This window comes from Cupriavidus sp. IDO, from assembly GCF_000812465.1.
GTDB lineage: Bacteria > Pseudomonadota > Gammaproteobacteria > Burkholderiales > Burkholderiaceae > Cupriavidus.
This window is the reverse complement of the sequence record NZ_JWMA01000106.1, coordinates 15,699-32,828: the sequence shown is the minus strand read 5'-3', so window position 1 is coordinate 32,828 and position 17,130 is coordinate 15,699. Positions and strand designations below refer to the sequence as shown.

The window sequence follows — 17,130 nt, the reverse complement described above, 5'->3', positions numbered from 1 at the left end:
CGTGAAGGCTGTGGCCCGGCGTGGCCGTCTCCGCCGGGCAACGGAAGTGCCGACGGCGCAACTCTTCAAGTCACGAAGAAAATTTCATCCGCGCCGGAATATGCGGTGGCCCCAACTCGTCTACCTTGCAACGGCCCTCGTTTTGGGGCGCTCGACGATGAGGAAAAGATGACGATCTTCCACCGCTCATGCCGATTGCGGGCTCTGGCCTGGGTCGCACTGGCTTTGATGGCGCCACTGTCTTCTGCATCAGCCGCAGCCGCGACACAAACCGGATCGGACGAAGAGAAGTTCATGGCGGAGAACGAAGCCGCCATGACAAAGATGATGGATGGCATGGCTGTCAAGCCCGGCGGGAACATCGACGAAGATTTCGCGGCCATGATGATCCCGCACCACCAGGGTGCCATCGACATGGCAATGGCCGAACTTCGCTATGGGAAGAACGTGCAACTCAGACGCATTGCACAGGAAATCGTCGTAGAGCAATTGCAGGAAATCGCCGCGATGCGCCTCGCGCTCGGGCAGCCACTCTCTCCGTCAGAGCCGGCGCCGACTCAGGCGACCAGCTCCGGTCAATCCCTCCCGCAACCGGTCTCCCACAGCCATTCCGCGCACACGCCCTGATAGCAAGGCCAAACCATGAATCGAAACCCGTTCAGAAACGCCCTGTACCTCACGCTCCTTCTCGGCGTGGCCGGGCCCACGTTCGCCGGGCAAGCGCCAGGCGCGTTGAGCGCCGCGGATGTGCCCGTCAGCCACCGGGATCGCATCTATGCCGCCGAGCAGTTCTCGAATACTGTTTCGGTCACGGATCCCGCTGACAACAAGCTGCTCGGCGTCATCCGCCTGGGCGATCCCGCGCCGGGCAACTTCAGCCCGCTGTACCGCGGACAGGTCCTGGTCCATGGCCTGGGCTTTTCGCCCGACCACCGTACGCTGGCGGTTGTGTCCATCGGGTCAAACTCAGTGTCCTTTATCGACACGGCCAGTAATGCGGTCAAGCACGTGACTTACGTGGGGCGGTCACCCCATGAGGCGTTCTACACCCCGGATGGCAAGGAAGTCTGGGTAACGGTGCGCGGCGAGGACTATATTTCCGTCATTGACGCCAGGACCTTCCAGGAGAAGACGCGCATCACGGTTGCCGCCGGTCCAGGCATGCAGATCTTCTCGCCAGATGGCAAGTACGGCTACATCTGTTCGTCGTTCAACCCGGAAACAGCCGTCGTCACCGTTGCCGACCACAAGGTCGTGGGCCGCGTGAAGCAGGAAAGCCCCTTCTGTCCCAATATCGCTGCCACGCCTGACGGAAAGCAGGTGTGGTTCACCCTCAAGGACATCGGCAAGGCCCAGGTTTTCGAGGCCCGGCCCCCGTTCCGCCTGATCAAGACCCTCGATACCGGCCCCATTACCAACCATGTGAACTTTGCGCACACCGCAGCCGGCACGTTTGCTTACATCACCATCGGAGGCTTGAATCAGGTCAAGGTCTTCCGTACGGATGATTTCTCGCAGGTCGCGACGATCCCGGTAGGAAGCCTGCCGCATGGAGTGTGGCCCTCCGGCGACGGAACCCGCGTCTACGTAGGCCTTGAGAATGCGGATAGCCTTGCCGCCATTGACACAGCCACCAACAAGCTGATTGCCAATGTGCCGATTGGTCAGGCACCACAAGCCATTACCTATGTTCCCAATGCTGTTCCCGACGGGACGGGCACCCAGGGCCTTCAGCCGCTGGGTGTGGCGGGACAAACCACACAGCTGAAGCTGGTGCATGTCGCTGATGGCAAGCCAGTCGTGACCGACAACCCCCCAACGAGTGTTACGCTGTTTGATCAGGGCCTGGTCCAGGTGCTGCAGGCATCCGTTACCGGGCTGCAACCCAAACAGCCTTATGTGCTTGCGCTAAGCAGCCGCGCAGACGGTACCGGCACGCTCGAGCCCCTCGCCACCTTCATGACTAACCCGGCGGGCTCGGCCATCGTCAATGCGATCGGCCCCATCCGGCAGATCGTGCAAGGGATTGCGAGCGCCGAAGCGCGGCGCTACCTTGTCATCGCCCCGTCTGAGAACGGCAAGCCAGCGGCTCCGGTCCAGGTGCAGGCCTTGTAATCGATGGATCGCCCGCGCGGCAGGCTGCAAGGCGTGACGCGCGGACGCCGCATTGCCTCCTGTTGGCTGCAGGTATCGGAAAGGACATTGCAGTGAAGGACATGTTGCTCCAGGTCGAGCCGATGATCCCGGCGCTGCGCCGCTATTCGCGCGCCCTGCTGCGTGACACGAGCGCCGCCGACGATCTTGTGCAGGACTGCCTCGAGAGAGTCATTACCTACTGGAACAGCCGCCGCAGCAACGACGACACGCGTAGCTGGGTCTTTGCCATCCTGCACAATCTGGCCATGACTGCCTTGCGCAAGCGTGCCGGTACCCAGAGCGTACACGTCGCCATTGACGACGTTGCCGAATACCAGATGGTCGCGCGCGCCACGCAGGAGGACGCGCTGCACTACCGTGACCTCATGAGCGCACTCGACGCCCTGCCTGCCGAGCAGCGCAGCGTCCTGTTGCTGGTCTCGGTAGAAGACATGTCATACGCGGATGCTGCCCGCGTGCTGGAAATCCCCATTGGCACCGTGATGTCGCGCCTGTCGCGCGCGCGGGAAAAGCTTCTGAGAAGCATGGACGCCGGTGTGCCAGCGGCAGCCCCGACGTCGGCATTGCGGAGGGTCAAATGAGCGAGAATCGGCCCGTGCAGGAAGAAGACCTGCTGGCTTATGTGGACAACGCGCTGGACGACACACGTCGACGCGAGATCGAAGCCTACATGCGGCATCATCCGGACGTCGCTCGTCGCATCGAGGGCTATATCGCGCAGCGCGAACAGTTGCGTGCGGCCCTTGCCCCGATCGTCCACGAGCCCGTTGCGCCGGAGCTGAACCTGCGCCACATGCTCGAGGCTCGCCACACGCGGTCCGGCGCCCCCTGGCGATTGGCAGCTTCCGTCCTTGTCGCCCTCTGCATAGGCGGCATGGGCGGCTGGATCGGTCGCGGCGCAACCGAGCCGGCGCCCGGCGGCATCGCTGCGCTGGCGCGCGAAGCAACGGCCAGTTACCAGGTCTTTGCCTCTGACACGACCCGACCAGTGGAGATCAGCGCGAATGACAGCGCCGCGCTGGTCAGCTGGGTATCCGCGCGCCTGCGGCGTCCGATCTCCCTGCCGGATCTCAGCAAGGCCGGCTATCACTACATGGGTGGCCGCCTTGTGGCAACCGAGCATGGGCCGGCCGGCCTCTTCATGTATGACGACGGACACGGGACGCGCCTGGCCATGCTGGTACGCCCCATGCAGGTCGAACGGGACATGCCCATGAAAGCGCACGAACAGGCCGGCGTTGCGGGGTACTCATGGGCAGACCAGGGGCTGGGCTACAGCCTGGTCGCATCCGCGTCCACCAGCGGGTTGCATCCACTGGCCGATGAGATGCGGCGGCAGATTGACCTACAGGCCGGAAAGGCGGCGCCTGCCTGAAAAGGCGATTGGAGATACTGCGCGCGAGGTAGTGCAAATCGTCAAGGTAATGAGCCTCGTGAACGGTGGCTCAGACCACCTTCCCGGGGTTCATCAGTCCCAGCGGATCGAGTGCCTGCTTGATGGCTCGCATCATGGTCAGCTCGACCTCGCTCTTGTACAGCCGGTTCTCCTCGCGCTTGAGCTGTCCGAGCCCGTGCTCGGCCGAGATCGAGCCGCCATGGGCGTGCACGCTGTCGTGGACGATGCGGTTGACGGCGTCCTGGTTGCGCATGAAGTCGTCGTGATCGACGCCGGCGGGAGGCGAGACGTTGTAGTGCAGGTTGCCGTCGCCCAGGTGCCCGAAGGTCACCATGCGTGCGCCCGGGAAGGCATCCTGCAGCAGCGCGTCGGTCGTCTCGATGAAGTCGGCCACGCGCGAGATCGGCACGGCGATATCGTGCTTGATGTTCTTGCCGTCTTCCACCTGCGCGAGCGGAATGTGTTCGCGCAGGTTCCAGAAGTCCTGCGATTGCTGCCCGGATTCCGCGACCACGGCATCGGTGACGACGCCGGCGTCGAAGGCGGATTCCATCAATTTTTCGAAGATGGCGCGGGCGTGGTCCTCGCTTTCGCTGTCGGACAGCTCCATCAGCACGAACTGGGGATGCGTCTGCGTGAACGGGTAGCGCAGCTGCGGATAGTGCGTGGTGACAAGCGTCATGCTCAGCGCGGACATCAGCTCGAAGCCGGTCAGCATCGCGCCGGCGTGCGACTGCGCGATCGCGAGCAGCGCCAGCGCGGCGCGCGGGCTCTGCAGCGCCGCCAGCGCGGTGATGCGGGCGCGCGGAACGGGGTACAGCTTCATCACGGCGGCGGTGATGATGCCGAGCGTGCCTTCGGCGCCGATGAAGAGGTCGCGCAGGTCGTAGCCGGTGTTGTCCTTGCGCAGTCCGCGCAGGCCGTTCCAGACCTCGCCCGAGGGTGTGACGACTTCCAGCCCCAGGCACAGCTCGCGCGTATTGCCATAGCGCAGCACGGCAGTGCCGCCGGCATTGGTGGAGAGGTTGCCGCCAATCGTGCAGCTGCCTTCGGCGGCCAGGCTCAGCGGGAACAGGCGGCCATGCTCGTGGGCGACTTCCTGCAGCCGTTGCAGGATCACGCCGGCTTCCACGGTGATGGTGTTGTTGAGCGGATCGACCTGCCGGACGCGGTTCAGCCGTTGCAGCGAGATCACGACCGATGCCGCCTCAGCGCCTGGCGTGGCCCCCCCGCACAAGCCGGTATTGCCGCCTTGCGGCACCACCGCGACCTTGCGCGCATGGCAGGCGTGCACTACTGCGGCGACCTCTTCGGTGCTTCCGGGGCGCAGCACGGCGAGGGCGTCGCCGGTATAGCGCTTGCGCCAGTCGGTCAGGTAGGGCGCCTTGTCGTCGGCGGCGGTAAGCACATGCTGCGGGCCCAGTGCGGCGCGGCAGAGATCGAGGAAGGAGTCGTACGTCGAGGCAGTCATGGCGTTCGTGGCAGGTGGCGGGGCGGGCGGGCTATCGTTCGGGCGAGTTGGACTTCATCGCCCTGGCACGCCGCTTGTAGGGCCGCAGGTAGAGGATGGTGCTGAGAAAGAACAGCACGGTCAGCGCCACTTCGATCCAGCCCAGCGTGGACGACGGCGCGAGGTCGCTGGTCGCGCGCACGATGCCTTCGGTAAAGAACAGCAGGATCAGCATCGAGGACCACTGCATGGTGTAGCGGTTGCGCGTCAGCACGCCGCGCAAAGGCAGCAGCAGTGGCAGGAACTTGATGATCAGCCACGAACCGCCGGGCCGCAGCGGCGCCAGGAACCACTCCCACGCAATGCACAGCAGCATCAGCGCGATCAGGCTGCCAACGCTCAGGCGGTACAGCAGCGGGCTGTGCAGTGCGCTGTCGTTGGCGACTGCCGGCGCGGCGCTCATGCCCGCGCTCCAGACAGGCGCAGCGCGGTTTCCGCCAGGCGCTTGCCCATTGCCAGGGCCAGGGCGGCTTCGTCCTCGGTAACCGGGCCACGGTTGTCGACGTGGGCATGATGGCTCGGGCCGTATGGGGTGCCGCCTGCCGTGGTGGTCATCAGCCCCTTTTCGGAGTAGGGCAGGCCCATGATCAGCATGCCGTGGTGCAGCAGCGGCAGCATCATCGACAGCAACGTGGTTTCCTGGCCGCCGTGGAGGCCGCCGGTAGCGGTGAACACGCAGGCAGGCTTGCCGGTGAGCGCACCGGACAGCCACTGGGCAACGGTGCCGTCGAGAAAGTACTTCATCGGCGCCGCCATATTGCCGAAGCGGGTGGGGCTGCCCAGGGCCAGGCCGGCGCATTCCTCCAGGTCGCGCAGCTCGGCGTACGGCGGACCGTCGGCCGGGATATCGGACGCAGTGGCTTCGCAGACGGTGGAAACCGGCGGGACGGTACGCAGGCGGGCCTGGGCGCCGGGAACGCTGTCGATGCCGGTGGCGATCAGTTCGGCGAGTTTGCGGGTGCTGCCGTGGCGGCTGTAGTAGAGGACGAGGATGTCGGTCATGGAGGGGGCAGTCGCCCGGGCTTGCGCCGTGGCGCCGGAAACAATGCGCGTATTATAGTTGTGCCCCCGCGCCGGGGTCGCTCCGGTTGCCGCAGGCGTGTGCCAACGGATGCACGGCGGCGGGGCATGGTTATTTCGTCATGATCGCCCAGGAGATTGTCCCCGCATGATTGGAACCCGCGTCGCCCGCCTGCGCAGGGAGTGGAATCTGCAGAAAGTGCGCGCACTGGCGCGCTATGCCCTGCGCCGCGCCGGCGAAGACCGCCTGCCCCAGGTTTCGGCCAGCCTGACCTTCACGACGGTGCTTGCCGTGGTGCCGGTGCTGACGGTGGCGTTCGCGCTGCTGGCTGCATTCCCGGTGTTTCGCGACTTCCGCAACGCCATCGAGACCTTCCTGTTCCAGAACCTGATTCCGGGCAATGTCAGCGATTCCATCTCGCGCTATCTCGGGCAGTTCTCCAAGAGTGCGCGCGGTCTGACGGCGATGGGCCTGGGAGGGCTGATGGTGACATCGGTGCTGACCATGCTGACGGTGGAAGACGCGCTCAATGCGATCTGGCGTGTCAAGCAGCGCCGTCCGCTGGCACAACGCGTGTTGGTGTTCTGGGCGGTGCTGACCTTCGGCCCGGTGCTGATCGGCGCCAGCCTGTCGATCAGTTCCTACCTGATTTCGATCTCGGCCGGCTATGTGGGCAATATGCCGATCGGCGTTGGCCTGCTGGTCAGCGTGGCGCCGGTGCTGCTGTCAGCGCTGGCGTTCGCGTTCCTCTACACCGCGGTGCCGAATGCCTACGTGGAATGGCGCGATGCCATCGTCGCAGGACTGGTGGCGGCGATCGCATTCGAATTCGCCAAGCGCGGCTTCGGCTATTTCGTCACGCATATCCCGACCTATACGGCGGTCTACGGCACGTTTGCGGCGTTGCCGATCTTCCTGCTCTGGATCTACCTGAGCTGGCTGGTGACGCTGCTGGGCGCGACCATTGCCGCGAACCTGCCAGTGGTCCGCCAGGGCCACTGGCGGCGCCGCACCTTTGCCGGCAGCGAGTTTTTCGATGCGCTGGGCGTGCTGCTCCTGCTGTACAAGGCGCGCGATGAAGTGCCGCGCAGCGTTGGCGAACTGGATCTGAGCCGCAGGCTGAGGCTGGAAGCCGACTACCTTGCCGGCCTGCTGGGCAAGCTCAAGGCGATGCACCTGATCGGGAAGCTGCAGCAGGAGCGCGGCCAGGCGCACTGGGCATTGCTGTGCGATCCGTCGCAGGTGACGCTGCGCATGCTGTACGACCGGTTGGTGCTGAACCTGCCGCGCCTGCCGCGCACAGCGCTGGCGCAGCAGCTGCAAGGGGCGGAAGGGCTCAGGACGATACTGGACAATCCGCAACTCGATCAGCCGCTGGAAGCGGTCTTCCGCCAGGGGGCAATCCCTGCGCCCGCGGCCGAAGCACCGTCGCCCGACGCGCCGCAGCGCCGCCCGCTGGAGGTGGTGCCGCCCGGCTGGCACGGCCAGGTCTGAGGCCGTGCCGGTGGCGGATCAGAATGGAATCCTGCCGCGCCAGATATCGGCGTACATGACCCAGTCTCCCATCAGGCTGTAGAACGGGTGCCGGAAGGTGGCAGGGCGGTTCTTCTCGAAGCCGAAGTGACCCACCCACGCGAACGCGTAGCCAGCCACCGCCGCACCCAGCAGCCACCAGGCATTGCCGGTCAGCACCAGCGCCAGCAGGCACAGCAGCGCCACCGTCGAGCCGGCGAAATGCAGGCGCCGGCAGGTCCGGTTCTGGTGTTCGCTCAGGTAGTAGGGATAGAAGGCCGCGAAGTTCTCGAACTCGCGTGCGTGGGCCTGGGCCATGACTGTCTCCGTGTCCTTTTATGTCTGCAGTGTAGACCGCGGGCACGGTTCGCGGGTGGCCGCCGGGACTCCCGGAGGCCACCCGCGGGTGAGGGCAGTCAGCGTGTCGCCACCACCTTGCGCGCAAAGGCCGCCAGTGCGTCCAGCACTTCATCCGGCCGCTCGCCCATCAAGGCGTGCCCACAAGGCACCGTCACCGTGCTGGCATTGGCCATTTTGGCGGCCAGCGCCTGCGCGGCCTTCGGCGAGGTCATCATGTCCTTGGTGCCGCTGATGAACAGGGCCGGACAGGCCAGGGCCGTGGCGGCTTCCTCGCCGTGCGCGTAGGCGTTGCAGGCGGAGAAGTCGTTGTGGAACACATGGGCCGACGGGTTGTTGCGCGAAACGCGCTCCATCAGCCGCTGGCTGCCGCCGTGCATCCAGGCGCCGGGACCGGGCGAGGAAGGCTTGTTCGCCAGGCTCGACAGCGACCAGGTGTTGACCATGGCGATGGCCTGGTCCTCGTGATTGAGCGAGGCATCGAGCAGCGCGTCCGATACTTTCATCGGATAGCCGGTTGCCAGCATCGCAATGGCGCGCACCGCCTGCGGATGCCGTGCCGCGCATTCCAGTGCGATCAGCGAGCCCATGCTGTGGCCGAACACCAGCGCCGGCGCCTTCACGCCGGCGGCCGCCACGAGTGCCATGACCCAGTCGGCCATTTCCTCGACCGTAGCGAGCGGGGCGCCCTTGCTGCGGTTGTGGCCCGGCAGGTCCACCGCCAGCACCGAGAAGCCGTGGTTGGCAAACCAGCGCGTCTGCAGGCCCCAGACGCTGTGGTCGTTCTGCGCGCCGTGCACGAACACGGCGCAGGGCAGGGCGGGATCGAAGGGTTTGCCGCCGGTATAGGCGTAGGCCGGCTGGCTTGCGAGATTCAGTTCCATCAGGCTTGCCCTCCCTTGCCGCTCATGGCCTTTTCAGCGGCCTTCAGGCCGCGCTTGAGGTCGTCGATCAGGTCATCGGCATCTTCCAGGCCGATCGACAGGCGGATGGTGCCTTCGGTGATGCCGGCCGACTGCAGCGCCGCCGCGTCCATGCGGAAGTGCGTGGTCGAAGCCGGGTGGATCACCAGCGAGCGCGCATCGCCCACATTGGCCAGGTGCGAGAACAGCGACAGGCTCTCGATAAAGCGCTGACCGGCGGCGCGGTTGCCCTTCAGGTTGAAGCTGAACACGGCGCCGCAGCCGCGCGGCAGCAGGCGCTTGGCCAGCTCGTAGTCGGGGTGGGACTCCAGCTCGGGATAGGACACCGACTCCACCATCGGATGCGAGACGAGGAACTGCACCACGCGCCGCGTGTTCTCGACATGGCGGCTCATGCGCAGCGGCAGCGTTTCCACGCCCTGCAGCAGTTGCCAGGCGGCCATCGGGTTCATGCAGGCGCCGAAGTCGCGCAGGCCTTCGCGGCGGGCGCGCAGCAAGAAGGGCGCGACTGTGCTTTCTTCGGTGAACACCATGTTGTGGAAGCCTTCATACGGCTCTGACAGTTCCGGGAAGCGCCCCGAAGCCTCGAAGTCGAAGGTGCCGCCTTCCACCAGGACGCCGCCGATGGTGGTGCCGTGACCGCCCAGGAACTTGGTGGCCGAGTGATAGAGCAGGCCGGCGCCGTGGTCGAACGGGCGCAGCAGGTAAGGCGTGGTGAAAGTCGAATCGACCAGCAGCGGAATGCCGCTTTCCTGGCCAAGCTGGGCCAGCGTCGGGATATCGAGCACGTCCAGGCCGGGGTTGCCGAGCGTCTCGCCGAACAGCAGCCGGGTATTCGGCCGGATCGCGGCGCGCCAGGCATCGATGTCGCGCGCCTTGACGAAGGTGGTCTCAATGCCGAAGCGGCGCAGCGTGTAATGCAGCAGATTATGCGAGCCGCCGTACAGGGCCGAGGAGGCGACAATGTGCGAGCCGGCACCCATCAGCGTGGCGACCGCCAGGTGCAGCGCGGCCTGCCCGGAGGCCGTGGCGATCGCGCCCGCGCCGTTCTCTAGGGCGGCGACGCGCTCTTCCAGGACTGCAACCGTCGGGTTCGAAATGCGCGAGTAGACGTGGCCGGCGCGTTCCATGTTGAACAGCGAAGCGGCGTGCTCGCTGTCGCGGAAGACGAAGGAGGTGGTCAGGTGGATAGGCGTGGCCCGTGCCCCGGTGGCGGGGTCGGGCGCGGCGCCGGCATGCAGCGCCAACGTGTCGAAACGGGTACCGGACATGGCATTTCAGCTAAGAGTTGTCTCCGGCCAGCATCGTAGCATCGCGTGCCCCGCGGCGGGGCCGGCATGGCCGGAAACCGGCCTGTGCTTTACTTCTGCGGGCGGTTTGGGCTAGCATCGGCGCACGGGCATGCGCTGCCCGCACACCCTGAGAGCCACAGAACGATTAGACATTGGCATCGCGCCCCCCGGATTCATAGTGATCCGGAAGCGGTGCCTTCAGTACTGGTAGCGGAGACCATCATGAAAGTCAGCGACATCCTGCAGATCAAGGGCAATACGCTCTACACCGTGACGCCGGATACGTCATTGCTGCTGGCAGTCAATACCATGGCCGAGCACGACATCGGCTCCCTGGTGGTGATGGAATACGGCGACCTGGTCGGCATGCTGACCTTCCGCGAGATCATTGAAACGCTCTCGCGCAGCGGCGGCACGCTGGGCACCGTCGGGATCCGCAAGGTGATGGACGACGCGCCGTTGACCTGCACCATGGAGACCGACGTCAACGAGGTGCGCCGCATGATGCTTGAGCGTCACACCCGCTACCTGCCGGTGCTCGACAACCGCACCCTGATGGGCGTGATCTCGTTCTACGACGTCGCCAAGGCGGTAGTGGAAGAGCAGAGCTTCGAGAACAAGATGCTCAAGGCCTATATCCGCGACTGGCCGGAAGAGCGGGCCGACTGAGCATCCCGGGCGGCGCCGGGCCGCCTCCTCTGGACAGATTCCTCGAATGCTTCCGCGTGGCCGGGCGGAGATGGCATGATGGCGGCCGGGACGTCACTCCGGCAGAATGCCGGGTTCCTGGACCTGCAAGCCTGCCTACATGAGCCAACACAGCCAGTTCCGCCTGCTCGGCGCGCGCCGTTTCGCCCCGTTTTTCTGGACCCAGTTCCTGGGGGCGATGAACGACAACGTCTTCAAGGTCGCCTTCACCTCGCTGGTGACATACCACACGGCGCTGTTCGAGGGCGTGGACGCCAGGAGCGCCGCTTTCCTGATCTCGGCCATCTTCATCGCGCCGTTCCTGCTGTTTTCTGCCACCAGCGGGCAGATCGCCGACAAGATCGAGAAGTCGCGCCTGATCCGGCTGGTCAAGACGCTGGAAATCGTCATCATGGTGCTCGGCCTGGCGGGGTTTGCCTGGCACAGCGCCACGCTGCTGTACCTGGGCACCTTCATGATGGGGCTGCATTCCACGCTGTTCGGGCCGGTCAAGTTCGCCTACCTTCCGCAGCACCTCGATGAAACCGAACTGGTGGGCGGCAACGGGCTGGTCGAAATGGGCACCTTCGTCGCCATCCTGCTCGGCACGCTGCTGGGCGGCGAGCTGGCGGGGCTGACGCTCGGCGGCAAGGTGGTCGGTCCGCTGTATGTCGGTGTGGCCTGCGTCGTGCTGGCGGTGGCGGGGCGGCTGGTGTCGTCGCGCGTGCCGGTGTCGCCCGCGCCCCAGCCGGATCTGCGCATCAACTGGAATCCGTTCTCCGAGACCTGGCGCAACCTGATGCTGGCGCGCGAGAACCGCACGGTGTTTCTCAGCCTGCTGGGCATCTCGTGGCTGTGGTTCCTCGGCGCGACCTTCCTGACCTCGTTCTTCAGCTTTGCCAAGGACGTGCTGGGCGGCGACCAGAACGTCGTGACGCTGTTGCTGGCAGTGTTCTCGCTGGGCATTGGCACGGGCTCGCTGCTGTGCGAGCGCTTGTCCGGCCGCCACGTGGAAATCGGCCTGGTGCCGTTCGGCTCGATCGGCATGACGGTATTCGCCGTCGACCTGTACCTTGCCAGCCACGGCCAGAGCGCGGCCGGGCTGAGCGGTGTCGGCGCCTTCGTCACGGAGCCGCGCCACTGGCGCGTGCTGGCCGACCTGTTCCTGCTGGCGATGTTCGGCGGGTTCTACAGCGTGCCGCTCTACGCACTGATCCAGAGCCGCAGCGCGCCCACTCACCGGGCGCGCATTATCGCGGCCAACAACATCCTGAACAGCTTCTTCATGATTGGAGCTTCGCTGCTGGGTGTGGCGCTGACGCAGGCCGGCTATACCATTCCGCAGTTGTTTCTGGTCGTCGGATTGCTGAATGCATTCGTCGCGATCTATATCTATTCGCTGGTGCCGGAGTTCCTGCTGCGCTTTATCGCGTGGATTCTGGTGCATACGGTCTACCGGCTGCGCCGCATCAATGCCGAGCGGATTCCGGCCGAGGGCGCCGCGGTGCTGGTGTGCAACCACGTCAGCTTTGCCGATGCGGTGGTGCTGATGGCCGCCAGCCCGCGGCCGGTGCGTTTCGTGATGGATCACCGTATCTTCAAGGTGCCGTTCCTGTCGTGGTTCTTCCGCCAGGCCAAGGCGATTCCGATCGCGCCCGCGCACGAAGATCCGGCCATGCTCGAGCGAGCCTACGACAGCGTGGCGGACGCGCTGCGCGACGGCGACCTTGTCTGCATCTTCCCGGAAGGCAAGATCACCGAGAACGGCGAGATCAACCCGTTCAAGCAGGGCGTGCAGCAGATCATCCGGCGCACGCCCGTGCCCGTGGTGCCGATGGCCCTGCGCGGGCTGTGGGGCAGCTTCTTCTCGCGCAAGGGCGGGGCGGCCATGTCGCGGCCGTTCCGGCGCGGCATCCTCAACCGGCTGGAGCTGGTGGTCGGCGAGCCGGTGCCACCCGAGCAGGCCACGCCGGAAGGGCTGCAGCAGATGGTGTGCACGTTGCGTGGCGACTGGCGCTAGGAGGCGGACTTCATGATTACGCTATATACGTTTGGCGCGGCCTTCGGGCTGCCCGATGCCAGCCCGTTCGTCACCAAGGCGGAGATGCTGCTCAAGCTGGCGGGCCTGCCATACCAGACCCGGCGCGGCAGCCTGCGGCGCGCGCCCAAGGGCAAGCTGCCGTACCTGGACGACATGGGACGGATCGTGGCGGATTCCACCATGATCCGCTGGCATATCGAGAAGACCTACCACATCGACTTCGATGCGGGCCTGACTCCCGCCGAGCGCGGCATCGCCTGGGCCGCCGAGAAGCTGATGGAGGACCACCTGTACTGGGCAGTGGCGCGGGTGCGCTGGCTTGATCCGGGCAATTTCGAGAAGGGCCCGGCGCAGTTCTTCCGCGGCGTGCCGGCGCCGGTGCGCGGGCTGGCCGAGCGGCTGGTGCGCTACAAGGTGAAGAAGACCCTGTGGGGGCAGGGCCTTGGCCGGCACAACGAGGAGGAGCTGGTGGCGCTCGCCAACAAGGGCGTGACTTCGGTCTGCGACATCCTGGGCGACAAGCGCTACCTCATGGGCGACAAGCCGTGCGGGGCCGACGCGACGCTGTTTGCCTTCGGCGGCAGCCTGCTGTGCCCCGTATTCGACACCCCGATCCGCACCGCGGCGGAAGGCCATGCCAACCTGGTGGCGTATATGGAGCGGATGCGGGCCGAATTCTATCCGGACATGGCGGCGCAGGCACAAGCCGCCTGACCGCGCCGGGCGGCCCTCTGGGCGGGCATTGGCCTTACAATGGAGGCCGTCCCCAATTCCTGTGCGGTTTCCATCATGTCCGGCAATACCCTTGGCCTGCTCTTCACTGTCACTACCTTCGGCGAATCGCACGGCCCCGCCATCGGCGCGGTGGTGGATGGCTGCCCGCCGGGCATGGCGCTGACCGAAGCCGATATCCAGATCGACCTGGACCGCCGCAAGCCCGGCACCTCGCGCCACGTGACGCAGCGCCAGGAAGCCGACCAGGTCGAAATCCTGTCCGGCGTGTTCGAGGGCAAGACCACCGGCACGCCGATCTGCCTCATGATCCGCAACACCGACCAGCGCAGCAAGGACTACGGCAATATCGTCGAGACCTTCCGGCCGGGCCACGCCGACTACACTTACTGGCAAAAGTACGGCATCCGCGACCATCGCGGCGGCGGCCGCTCGTCGGCGCGGCTGACGGCGCCGGTGGTGGCGGCCGCGGCGGTGGCGAAGAAGTGGCTGCGCGAGCAATACGGCACCGAGATCCGTGGCTACATGTCGCAGCTCGGTGAAATCGAAGTGCCGTTTATCGACTGGTCGCATGTGCCGGAGAACCCGTTCTTCGCGCCGAATGCCGACATCGTTCCCGAACTGGAAACCTATATGGACGCGCTGCGCCGCGACGGCGATTCGGTCGGCGCGCGCATTGACGTGGTGGCCAGCGGCGTGCCGGTCGGGCTGGGCGAGCCGCTGTACGACAGGCTCGATGCCGATATCGCCCACGCGATGATGGGCATCAATGCCGTCAAGGGCGTGGAGATCGGCGCAGGCTTCGCCAGCGTCGCGCAGCGCGGCAGCGTGCATGGGGACGAGCTGACCGCCGACGGCTTCCGTACCAACAACGCCGGCGGCGTGCTGGGTGGCATTTCCACCGGCCAGGACGTCACGGTGTCGCTGGCGATCAAGCCGACTTCCAGCATCCGCACGCCGCGCGAGTCCATCGACAAGGCCGGCAATGCCGCCACGGTGGAGACCTTCGGCCGTCACGATCCGTGCGTGGGCATCCGCGCCACGCCGATCGCCGAAGCCATGCTCGCGCTGGTGCTGATGGACCACGCGCTGCGCCATCGCGCGCAATGCGGCGACGTGAAGGTGGATACGCCGCGCATCCCGGCGCAGGCAGGCGCTCAGCCGCGCTGAGTTGGGCCTCGCCCCGGAGGCCGGCGCGCCGCGCGCTTCCCGGCCTGAATACGGCCGCTTTGGCCTGTTCTATCTCGGCTACTACGGCTATGTTGGCGTCATCTCGCCGTATGTAAGCCTCTATTTTGCGGGCCGCGGTTTCTCGCCGGTGCAGATCGGCGTGCTGATGGCCAGCTTCCAGGTTGCCCGCATCGTCGGCCCCTATCTGTGGGGCTGGCTTTCCGATGTGCTGCACACGCGCGTGCGCATCCTGCGCCTGAGCGCGCTGACTTCGCTGTTTGCCTTCCTGATGGTGCCGGGCGTCGACAGCTACAGCGGCATGATGGCGATGATGCTCATGCTCAGCCTGATCACCAGCGCCATGTCGCCGCTCGGCGATGCGCTGACGATCTCAACCTTGCGCCGCTACGGCGCCTTCGACCACAGCTACGGCCGCATCCGCATGTTCGGCTCGGCCGGCTTTATCGCCGCGGTGCTTGGCGGCGGGGCCCTGTTCGAGCATGCCGGCATGCTGGCTTTCCCGTGGCTGGCGAGCGCAATGCTGGCAATCCTCGCCCTGGTGGTCCACAGCATGCGCGACGCACCTGACGAAGGCCCGCGCGTGCACCCGCCGCGCGCGCTGCCGCTGGTGCGCCGGCCCGATGTGGCGTGGTTCCTGGCATCAGCCTTCCTGATGATGTTTGCGCATGCCGCGCTGTACGTCTTCTATTCGCTGTACCTGGAGCGGCTGGGCTACAGCAAGTTCTCGATCGGCGTGATGTGGACGATCGGCGTGGTGGCGGAAATTGTCTTCTTCTACTACCAGGGCCTGCTGTTCGCACGCTACACGTTGCGGACCATCCTGGCCGGCACCTTCGTGCTGGCGGCGCTGCGTTTCGGGCTGACCGGCTACTTCCCGCGGCTCGTGTGGCTGATGGCGCTGGTGCAGGTGCTGCATGCGGCGACCTTTGCCGCACATCACAGTGCCAGCCTGAAGCGGCTACAGCACTGGTTTGCCGGCCCACTGCAGGGGCGCGGACAGGCGCTCTACACGGGCATTTCCTATGGCGTGGGCGGCACGCTGGGCGGGCTGGTGATGGGCTGGACCTGGAATGCGCTGGCGCCGGCCCATACCTTCGGACTGGCCTCTGCCGCCGCGGCGGCCGGCGCCGTTTGCGCCATCATGAGTTTCCGCGGCGAGCGGCCCGCGCCCGGCGCCGCTCAGGACAGCGCGGCAGCGACAAGCTCCGCGATCGCCAGCGACGAAGTCAGCCCCGGCGATTCGATGCCGAACAGGTGAACCAGCCCCGGCACGCCGTGGAGGGCCGGGCCGTCGATGCGGAAATCCGCCGCAACCTCGTGCGGCCCGCTGATCTTCGGGCGGATGCCGGCATAGCCGGGCTGCAGCGCGCCGTCGGCCAGTCCGGGCCAGTAGCGGCGAACTTCTTCATAGAAACCATCGGCATCGGCCGGATCGACGCTGTACTCGATGTCGTCGATCCAGCGCACGTTGGGACCGAAGCGCGCCTGTCCGCCCAGGTCGATCGTCAGGTGCACGCCTAGCCCGGCCGCTTCCGGCACGGGGTACACCAGCCGCGAGAACGGTGCGCGCCCGGCCAGCGTGAAGTAGCAGCCCTTGGCGTAGTACTGGGGCGGGATATGTGCCTCGGGCATGCCGTCGATGCGGCGCGCCAGTTCCGGCGCCGTCAGGCCCGCGGAATTCACCACGGTCTTTGCAAGCAGCGTGGTGCTGCCGCCATCCTCATTGCCAACCTCCAGCCGGATGCCTTCAGGCGTCACCGCGCCATTCAGCACCGGGGACTGCACGGCCAGCATGGCGCCTGCGTTCTCGGCGTCGCCCAGCAGGGCGGTCATCAGTCCGTGGCTGTCGACAATGCCGGTCGATGGAGAAAGCAGGGCGGCGTGGCACTGGAGATTTGGCTCAAGCGCCTGGGCTTCGGCGCGGGTCAGGAATTGCAGGTCATCGACACCGTTGGCAGCCGCCTTGGCGCGGATGCCGTCGAGCGTGGCCACCTGCGCCTCGCTGGTCGCCACGATCAGCTTGCCGCAGCGCTGGTGGGCGATATGGTGCGACGCGCAGTAGTCATACAGCTTCGCCTTGCCGCGCACGCACAGTTCCGCCTTGAGCGAGCCGGCCGGGTAGTAGATGCCGGCGTGGATGACTTCGCTGTTGCGTGCGCTGGTGATGGTGCCGAAGGCGTTCTCGGCCTCCAGGATGATGACTTCGCGGCCCTGCAGGGCCAGTTCCCGCGCCACCGCCAGTCCGACCACACCGGCGCCGATGACCACGCAATCCACGTTCTCCATTGCCTTCTCTTCTTTTGGTTGATGA

At 66.0% G+C, this 17,130-nt stretch carries 17 protein-coding genes; 10 read left to right on the top strand and 7 right to left on the bottom strand.

Annotation, left to right across the window (positions count from 1 at the left end; all coding sequences use genetic code 11):
- Window positions 1-168 precede the first annotated feature (168 nt).
- From RM96_RS26160 to RM96_RS26145, 4 genes are all read left to right on the top strand, one after another.
- Window positions 169-627 carry a DUF305 domain-containing protein gene (locus tag RM96_RS26160; RefSeq protein WP_052279745.1) on the top strand — a complete coding sequence of 153 codons (459 nt, stop codon included), beginning with the start codon at window positions 169-171 and terminating at the stop codon, window positions 625-627.
- Between the two features lie 15 nt (window positions 628-642).
- On the top strand, window positions 643-2,115 hold the full coding sequence (locus tag RM96_RS26155) for a YncE family protein (protein WP_039014643.1): 1,473 nt from the start codon (window positions 643-645) through the stop codon (window positions 2,113-2,115).
- A 101-nt stretch (window positions 2,116-2,216) separates the two neighbouring features.
- Entirely contained in the window at window positions 2,217-2,738 is a 522-nt protein-coding gene (locus RM96_RS26150) for a sigma-70 family RNA polymerase sigma factor (protein ID WP_039014642.1), read from the top strand.
- Entirely contained in the window at window positions 2,735-3,532 is a 798-nt protein-coding gene (locus RM96_RS26145) for an anti-sigma factor family protein (protein WP_039014641.1), read from the top strand. The genes RM96_RS26150 and RM96_RS26145 overlap by 4 nt, the downstream gene beginning before the upstream one ends.
- A gap of 70 nt (window positions 3,533-3,602) precedes the next feature.
- Here RM96_RS26145 and RM96_RS26140 read toward each other — a convergent pair whose 3' ends face one another.
- Genes RM96_RS26140 through wrbA form a run of 3 tightly spaced genes read right to left on the bottom strand, consistent with a single transcriptional unit; the run spans window position 3,603 to window position 6,065 of the window.
- Window positions 3,603-5,024 (bottom strand): FAD-binding oxidoreductase, encoded by a 1,422-nt coding sequence (locus tag RM96_RS26140; RefSeq protein WP_039014640.1) that lies wholly within the window; start codon window positions 5,022-5,024, stop codon window positions 3,603-3,605.
- A 31-nt stretch (window positions 5,025-5,055) separates the two neighbouring features.
- Window positions 5,056-5,466 (bottom strand): DUF2069 domain-containing protein, encoded by a 411-nt coding sequence (locus tag RM96_RS26135; protein WP_039014639.1) that lies wholly within the window; start codon window positions 5,464-5,466, stop codon window positions 5,056-5,058.
- Window positions 5,463-6,065, bottom strand: coding sequence for an NAD(P)H:quinone oxidoreductase (wrbA, locus tag RM96_RS26130; protein WP_039014638.1), 603 nt, complete (start codon window positions 6,063-6,065; stop codon window positions 5,463-5,465). The genes RM96_RS26135 and wrbA overlap by 4 nt, the downstream gene beginning before the upstream one ends.
- A gap of 166 nt (window positions 6,066-6,231) precedes the next feature.
- Here wrbA and RM96_RS26125 point away from each other — a divergent pair, with 166 nt between their 5' ends.
- Window positions 6,232-7,578, top strand: a complete 1,347-nt coding sequence (locus RM96_RS26125) for a YihY family inner membrane protein (protein WP_039014637.1) — start codon at window positions 6,232-6,234, stop codon at window positions 7,576-7,578.
- Window positions 7,579-7,596: 18 nt separating this feature from the next.
- Here the strand turns inward: RM96_RS26125 and RM96_RS26120 are convergent, their stop codons facing one another.
- The 3 genes from RM96_RS26120 to RM96_RS26110 form a co-directional block, all read right to left on the bottom strand.
- Window positions 7,597-7,914: an Mpo1-like protein gene (locus tag RM96_RS26120; RefSeq protein ID WP_039014636.1), complete on the bottom strand. Its 318-nt coding sequence runs from the start codon at window positions 7,912-7,914 to the stop codon at window positions 7,597-7,599.
- Between the two features lie 98 nt (window positions 7,915-8,012).
- Window positions 8,013-8,837, bottom strand: coding sequence for an alpha/beta fold hydrolase (locus RM96_RS26115; protein ID WP_039014635.1), 825 nt, complete (start codon window positions 8,835-8,837; stop codon window positions 8,013-8,015).
- Window positions 8,837-10,147, bottom strand: a complete 1,311-nt coding sequence (locus tag RM96_RS26110) for an O-acetylhomoserine aminocarboxypropyltransferase (protein WP_039014634.1) — start codon at window positions 10,145-10,147, stop codon at window positions 8,837-8,839. The genes RM96_RS26115 and RM96_RS26110 overlap by 1 nt, the downstream gene beginning before the upstream one ends.
- Before the next feature lie 243 nt (window positions 10,148-10,390).
- Between RM96_RS26110 and RM96_RS26105 the strand changes: the two genes are divergently transcribed.
- The 5 genes from RM96_RS26105 (at window position 10,391) to RM96_RS26085 (ending at window position 16,077) form a co-directional block, all read left to right on the top strand.
- A complete protein-coding gene (locus RM96_RS26105; protein WP_039014633.1) occupies window positions 10,391-10,837 on the top strand; it encodes a CBS domain-containing protein in 447 nt (148 codons plus the stop codon).
- Between the two features lie 139 nt (window positions 10,838-10,976).
- Window positions 10,977-12,875, top strand: coding sequence for an MFS transporter (locus RM96_RS26100; protein ID WP_039014692.1), 1,899 nt, complete (start codon window positions 10,977-10,979; stop codon window positions 12,873-12,875).
- A 12-nt stretch (window positions 12,876-12,887) separates the two neighbouring features.
- The gene (locus RM96_RS26095; protein WP_039014632.1) at window positions 12,888-13,610 is read left to right on the top strand and encodes a glutathione S-transferase C-terminal domain-containing protein; all 723 of its coding nucleotides are present in this window, start codon (window positions 12,888-12,890) and stop codon (window positions 13,608-13,610) included.
- A gap of 75 nt (window positions 13,611-13,685) precedes the next feature.
- The gene (gene aroC, locus RM96_RS26090; RefSeq protein WP_039014631.1) at window positions 13,686-14,798 is read left to right on the top strand and encodes a chorismate synthase; all 1,113 of its coding nucleotides are present in this window, start codon (window positions 13,686-13,688) and stop codon (window positions 14,796-14,798) included.
- 1 nt (window position 14,799) lies between these two features.
- A complete protein-coding gene (locus RM96_RS26085) occupies window positions 14,800-16,077 on the top strand; it encodes an MFS transporter (protein WP_039014630.1) in 1,278 nt (425 codons plus the stop codon).
- On the opposite strand, the gene RM96_RS26080 is transcribed toward RM96_RS26085, so the two are convergent.
- Window positions 15,999-17,105, bottom strand: a complete 1,107-nt coding sequence (locus tag RM96_RS26080) for an NAD(P)/FAD-dependent oxidoreductase (protein WP_039014629.1) — start codon at window positions 17,103-17,105, stop codon at window positions 15,999-16,001. The genes RM96_RS26085 and RM96_RS26080 overlap by 79 nt on opposite strands.
- Window positions 17,106-17,130 lie beyond the last annotated feature (25 nt).